This is a genomic window from Stenotrophomonas sp. SMYL20, from assembly GCF_036320045.1.
In the GTDB taxonomy this organism is placed as follows: domain Bacteria; phylum Pseudomonadota; class Gammaproteobacteria; order Xanthomonadales; family Xanthomonadaceae; genus Stenotrophomonas; species Stenotrophomonas maltophilia_A.
The window spans coordinates 906-6710 of record NZ_JAWIRT010000002.1 but is presented as its reverse complement, the minus strand read 5'-3'; the positions used below and the strand labels follow the sequence as shown (position 1 = coordinate 6710).

General features: G+C 66.1%; 5 protein-coding genes. 2 read left to right on the top strand and 3 right to left on the bottom strand.

Annotated elements, in window-relative coordinates; translation table 11 throughout:
* Window positions 1–147: 147 nt before the first annotated feature.
* The 3 genes from cgtA to rplU all read right to left on the bottom strand — a co-directional run bounded on the left by cgtA (window position 148) and on the right by rplU (window position 1968).
* Window positions 148–1200 (bottom strand): Obg family GTPase CgtA, encoded by a 1053-nt coding sequence (gene cgtA, locus V3B48_RS01625; RefSeq protein WP_032127584.1) that lies wholly within the window; start codon window positions 1198–1200, stop codon window positions 148–150.
* Window positions 1201–1377: 177 nt separating this feature from the next.
* A complete protein-coding gene (gene rpmA, locus V3B48_RS01620) occupies window positions 1378–1641 on the bottom strand; it encodes a 50S ribosomal protein L27 (RefSeq protein ID WP_005415704.1) in 264 nt (87 codons plus the stop codon).
* Between the two features lie 18 nt (window positions 1642–1659).
* Window positions 1660–1968, bottom strand: coding sequence for a 50S ribosomal protein L21 (gene rplU / locus V3B48_RS01615; protein WP_005408557.1), 309 nt, complete (start codon window positions 1966–1968; stop codon window positions 1660–1662).
* A gap of 339 nt (window positions 1969–2307) precedes the next feature.
* Between rplU and uvrA the strand changes: the two genes are divergently transcribed.
* Both uvrA and V3B48_RS01605 read left to right on the top strand, forming a co-directional pair.
* A complete protein-coding gene (gene uvrA, locus V3B48_RS01610) occupies window positions 2308–5310 on the top strand; it encodes an excinuclease ABC subunit UvrA (RefSeq protein ID WP_121503917.1) in 3003 nt (1000 codons plus the stop codon).
* Window positions 5310–5717: a thioesterase family protein gene (locus tag V3B48_RS01605; protein WP_006424673.1), complete on the top strand. Its 408-nt coding sequence runs from the start codon at window positions 5310–5312 to the stop codon at window positions 5715–5717. Before uvrA ends, V3B48_RS01605 begins: the two co-directional genes overlap by 1 nt.
* Window positions 5718–5805 lie beyond the last annotated feature (88 nt).

The window sequence follows — 5805 nt, the reverse complement described above, 5'->3', positions numbered from 1 at the left end:
CGGTGTTTTTTGGGCCCCCCCCCCCCCGCCCCCCCCCGCCCCCCCCCGCGCCCCCCCCCCCCCCGCCCCCGCCCCCCCCCCCCCCGGCACTAATGGAAAATAAAAACCCGGCCGAAGCCGGGTTTTTCGCATGGAACCACAACAGCATTACTGCGCGTTGCGGGCTTCCAGCTCGTCTTCCTTCTGGCGATCGAAGAAGGCCATGATCCGGCTCATGATCGGGAAGGTACCTTCGCGGCCCAGCGCGGAAACCAGGAACCACGGCTCCTTCCAGCCCAGCTCGGCGACGATCTGTTCGGCCGCAGCCTTCGCTTCGTCTTCGAACATCAGGTCGGCCTTGTTCAGCACCAGCCAGCGCGGCTTCTGCAGCAGCTCCGGATCATGCTTTTCCAGTTCGCGCTCGATCGCGCGCACCTGCTCGACCGGGGAAATGCCTTCCACACCGCCTTCCATCGGCGAGATGTCCACCAGGTGCAGCAGCAGGCGGGTGCGCTGCAGGTGGCGCAGGAACTGCGCACCCAGGCCGGCACCGTCGGCAGCGCCTTCGATCAGGCCGGGAATGTCGGCAATCACGAAGCTGCGGTAGTTCTCCACCTTCACCACACCCAGGTTCGGGTACAGCGTGGTGAACGGGTAATCGGCCACCTTCGGCGTCGCCGCCGAAACGGCACGGATCAGGGTGCTCTTGCCGGCATTGGGGAAGCCCAGCAGGCCGACGTCAGCCAGCAGCTTCAGCTCCAGCTTCAGCGTGCGCTCTTCGCCCGGCTCGCCCGGCAGCGCCTGGCGCGGCGAGCGGTTGGTCGAGCTCTTGAAGTGCATGTTGCCGAGACCACCACGACCGCCCTGCGCCACCAGCAGGCGATCACCATGCTGGGTCAGGTCGCCGATGATTTCATCGGTGGCGACGTTGATCACCACGGTGCCGACCGGCACGGTGATGGTCAGGTCTTCGCCGCCCTTGCCATAGGCCTGGCGGCCCATGCCGTTCTCGCCACGCTGCGCCTTGAAGATGCGGTCATGGCGGAAGTCGACCAGGGTGTTCAGGTTTTCGTCGGCGCGGATGTACACGCTGCCGCCCGCACCGCCGTCGCCGCCGTCCGGGCCGCCGAGCGGAATGAACTTCTCGCGACGGAAGCCAATGCAGCCGTTGCCGCCGTTGCCGGCGAACACTTCGATTTCTGCTTCGTCTACCAGTTTCATTGTTTCGATGCCTGCGATGGGCGCGGCCTGCCTGCCGTCGCCTTGAATGTTATGCCAGCCACTGGCCGGCACCCCGGCCTGGCCGGTCTTGCTTTCACTCTAACGAAAAGCCCCGCCGAAGCGGGGCTCTTCATGCAGCACCCCCATGCCGAGGCACGGGTGCCGGCGATGCCTGGATCAGGCGTCGGCGGAGACGATGCTGACGGTGCGGCGCTTCTTGGCGCCCTTGACCGAGAACTCCACCTTGCCGTCCACGAGGGCGAACAGGGTGTGGTCACGGCCCAGGCCAACGCCCGAACCCGGGTGGAACTGGGTGCCGCGCTGACGCACGATGATGTTGCCGGCTTCGATGGCCTGGCCGCCGAAGATCTTGACGCCCAGGTACTTCGGGTTGGAGTCGCGACCGTTGCGCGAGGAGCCTACGCCCTTTTTATGTGCCATGACTGCTTCTCCTGATGCTTAGCCGGCGATGCCGGTGATCTCGATTTCGGTGTAGTACTGACGGTGACCCTGACGCTTCATGTGGTGCTTGCGGCGACGGAACTTGATGATCCGGACCTTGTCAGCACGACCCTGGGACAGGACCTTGGCGGTGACGGCAGCGCCCTTCAGCGCATCGCCCAGCTTCACGCCGTCGCTGTCACCCAGCATCAGGATGTTGTCAAACTTGATCTCGCTGCCGACTTCGACTTCGAGCTTTTCAATGCGGAGCTTTTCGCCCTGCGCCACGCGGTATTGCTTACCGCCGGTGACCAGTACTGCGTACATGACCAGGCCTTCCTCTGTAGTTATTGTGGTCTGAGCTGCCGCCATCGAGGGCGGACAGGAGCGGAATTGTACGCAGATCAGCGGGCGCGGGTCAAGTCAACCCCTGAACGGCCTGGAGACCGGGCCCTGTAGAGCCGGGCCATGCTCGGCTGAACGGTTCGGGGTCCCGGCAGCCGAGCATGGCTCGGCTCTACACAAAGCTGTCGGCCTGTCTCATCAGGTGAGACATCGGGCTGGCATTGTCGCCCATTGCCCCCATCTGGTCACCTCGGTAGGCTGACCGATTGCCGTTCCCTGCTGGCCCGGCACCCAGCCAACGCCCCCACAACCGGATCCCCCATGGCGATGGATTTCATCCGCATCCGCGGCGCGCGGACGCACAATCTGAAGAACCTCGACCTCGACCTGCCCCGCGACAAGCTGATCGTGATCACCGGCCTGTCCGGTTCGGGCAAGTCCTCGCTGGCGTTCGACACCATCTATGCAGAAGGCCAGCGCCGCTACGTCGAGTCGCTGTCGGCCTATGCGCGCCAGTTCCTGAGCGTGATGGAAAAGCCGGACCTGGACCACATCGAAGGCCTGTCCCCGGCCATCTCGATCGAGCAGAAGTCGACCTCGCACAACCCGCGCTCGACGGTCGGCACCATCACCGAGATCTACGACTACCTGCGCCTGCTGTACGCCCGCGTCGGCACACCGCGCTGCCCGGACCACGGCTACCCGCTGGAAGCGCAGACGGTCAGCCAGATGGTCGACCAGGTGCTGACGCTGGACCCGGAACAGCGCTACATGCTGCTGGCGCCGGTCATCCGCGACCGCAAGGGCGAACACGCACAGGTGTTCGACCAGCTGCGCGCGCAGGGTTTCGTGCGCGTGCGCGTGGACGGCGAGCTGTATGAAATCGATGCGGTGCCGCCGCTGGCGCTGCGCCAGAAGCACACCATCGAGGCGGTGATCGACCGCTTCCGCCCGCGCGAGGACATCAAGCAGCGCCTGGCCGAGAGCTTCGAGACCGCACTGAAGCTGGGCGATGGCATGGCCTCGGTGCAGAGCCTGGACACCGCCGACGCCACGCCGGCGCTGTTCTCCTCCAAGTACTCCTGCCCGGTGTGCGACTACTCGCTGCCGGAACTGGAGCCGCGCCTGTTCTCGTTCAACGCACCGATGGGCGCCTGCCCCGGCTGCGATGGCCTGGGCATCGCCGAGTTCTTCGACCCTTCGCGCGTGGTGGTGCATCCGGAGCTGTCGCTGGCCGCCGGTGCGGTGCGCGGCTGGGACCGCCGCAACGCCTACTATTTCCAGCTGATCGCCTCGCTGGCCAAGCACTACAAGTTCGACGTGGATGCCGCGTGGAATTCGCTGCCGGCCAAGGTGCAGCAGGCCGTGCTGTACGGCAGCGGCGACGAGACGATCACCTTCACCTACTTCACCGAAGCTGGCGGCCGCACCCAGCGCAAGCACCGCTTCGAGGGCATCATTCCCAACCTCGAACGCCGCTACAAGGAAACCGAGTCGCCTGCGGTGCGCGAGGAGCTGTCCAAGTACATCAGCGAACAGCCGTGCCCGGAATGCAATGGCGCGCGCCTGAACAAGGCAGCACGCAACGTGTTCGTGGCCGATCGCCCGCTGCCGGAGCTGGTGGTGCTGCCGATCGACGAGGCACTGAAGTTCTTCAGTGAACTGAGCCTGCCGGGCTGGCGTGGCGAGATCGCCGCGAAGATCGTCAAGGAGATCGGCGAACGCCTCGGCTTCCTGGTCGATGTCGGCCTGGATTACCTGACCCTGGAGCGCAAGGCAGACACCCTGTCCGGTGGCGAGGCACAGCGCATCCGCCTGGCCAGCCAGATCGGCGCCGGCCTGGTCGGTGTGATGTACGTGCTCGACGAGCCGTCGATCGGCCTGCACCAGCGCGACAACGAACGCCTGCTCGGCACCCTCACCCGCCTGCGTGACCTGGGCAATACGGTGATCGTGGTCGAACATGACGAGGATGCGATCCGGCTGGCCGACTACGTGCTGGACATCGGCCCGGGCGCGGGCGTGCACGGCGGCGAGATCGTCGGCCAGGGCACCCTGCAGGACATCCTGGAGGCACCGCGTTCGCTGACCGGCCAGTACCTGTCGGGCAAGCGCGCGATCGAGATTCCGGCGCGCCGGCACACGCCGAACCCGAAGATGACCCTGCACCTGCGCGGGGCGACCGGCAACAACCTGAAGGGCGTGGACCTGGCGATTCCGTCGGGCCTGCTGACCTGCGTGACCGGCGTGTCCGGCTCGGGCAAGTCGACCCTGATCAACGACACCCTGTTCTCGCTGGCCGCCAACGAGATCAACGGCGCCTCGCACCCGATCGCTCCGTACAAGGAGATCGATGGCCTGGACCTGTTCGACAAGGTGGTGGACATCGACCAGTCGCCGATCGGCCGCACCCCGCGCTCGAACCCTGCCACCTACACCGGCCTGTTCACGCCGCTGCGCGAACTGTTCGCACAGGTGCCCGAAGCGCGTGCGCGCGGCTATTCGCCGGGCCGTTTCAGCTTCAACGTGCGCGGCGGCCGCTGCGAAGCCTGCCAGGGTGACGGCCTGATCAAGGTCGAGATGCACTTCCTGCCGGACGTGTACGTGCCCTGCGACGTCTGCCACGGCAAGCGCTACAACCGCGAGACGCTGGAGATCCTGTACAAGGGCTTCAACATCAACGACGTGCTGGAAATGACCGTCGAGGATGCGCTGAAGCTGTTCGAACCGGTGCCGTCGATTGCGCGCAAGCTGGAAACACTGGTCGACGTCGGCCTGAGCTACATCAAGCTGGGCCAGAGCGCGACCACGCTGTCCGGTGGTGAAGCGCAGCGCGTGAAGCTGTCCAAGGAGCTGTCGCGCCGCGATACCGGCCGCACCCTGTACATCCTCGACGAGCCGACCACCGGCCTGCACTTCCACGACATCGAAGCGCTGCTGGGCGTGCTGCACAAGCTGCGCGACGAAGGCAACACCGTGGTGGTGATCGAGCACAACCTGGACGTGATCAAGACCGCCGACTGGATCGTTGATCTGGGTCCGGAGGGCGGCCATCGCGGTGGCACCATCCTGGTCACCGGCACGCCGGAAGACGTGGCGGCCTGCCCACAGTCGTACACCGGCCAGTTCCTGGCCCGCATGCTGCCCTCCACCAGCGCCCGCCCGGAGCAGCCGGCCGCCGTGGCCAACAAGCCCGACGCCCGCCCGCCGCGCAAGGTGAAGCCTGAAAAGGCCGAGAAGCCGGCGAAGAAGGCCGTGGCTGCCAAGAGCACCGGCAAGACCAGCAAGACCGCCACTGCCAGCAAGAAGAAAAAGGACGCCTGATGAGCAGCGAACACAAGATCCTGGCCCGCATCCCGATCAGCGTGCGCTGGCGTGACATGGACAGCATGGGCCATGTGAACAATGCCAAGTACATCTCCTACCTGGAAGAAGCGCGCGTGCGCTGGATGCTGGGTGTGGACGGTGTGTCGATGACCGACCGCATCGCACCGGTGGTGGCCGCGACCAACGTCAACTACCGGCTGCCCATCGTGTGGCCCAACGACATCCTGGTCGAACTGTTCGTCGAGCGCCTCGGCAACAGCAGCGTGACCATCGGCCACCGCATCGTCGACCAGCAGGACGAATCGAAGCTCTATTCGGACGGCAACGTGGTGGTGGTCTGGATGGACACCCAGACCGGCAAGAGCGCACCGCTGCCGGAGGCGATCCGCAGCGCGTCGACCTGACGCGCCTGTGGTAGTGGCGGGGGGGGGGGGGGGCGCCCCGCGGGGGGGGGGGGGGGGCGGGGCGCGCGCGGGGGCCGGGGGCCGAGAC

Bases quoted from the DNA above. Each gene is read 5' to 3' on its own strand.
- uvrA (WP_121503917.1), top strand. From the start codon at position 2,308: ATGGCGATGGATTTCATCCGCATCCGCGGCGCGCGGACGCACAATCTG.
- cgtA (WP_032127584.1), bottom strand. From the start codon at position 1,200: ATGAAACTGGTAGACGAAGCAGAAATCGAAGTGTTCGCCGGCAACGGC.
- rpmA (WP_005415704.1), bottom strand. From the start codon at position 1,641: ATGGCACATAAAAAGGGCGTAGGCTCCTCGCGCAACGGTCGCGACTCC.
- V3B48_RS01605 (WP_006424673.1), top strand. From the start codon at position 5,310: ATGAGCAGCGAACACAAGATCCTGGCCCGCATCCCGATCAGCGTGCGC.
- rplU (WP_005408557.1), bottom strand. From the start codon at position 1,968: ATGTACGCAGTACTGGTCACCGGCGGTAAGCAATACCGCGTGGCGCAG.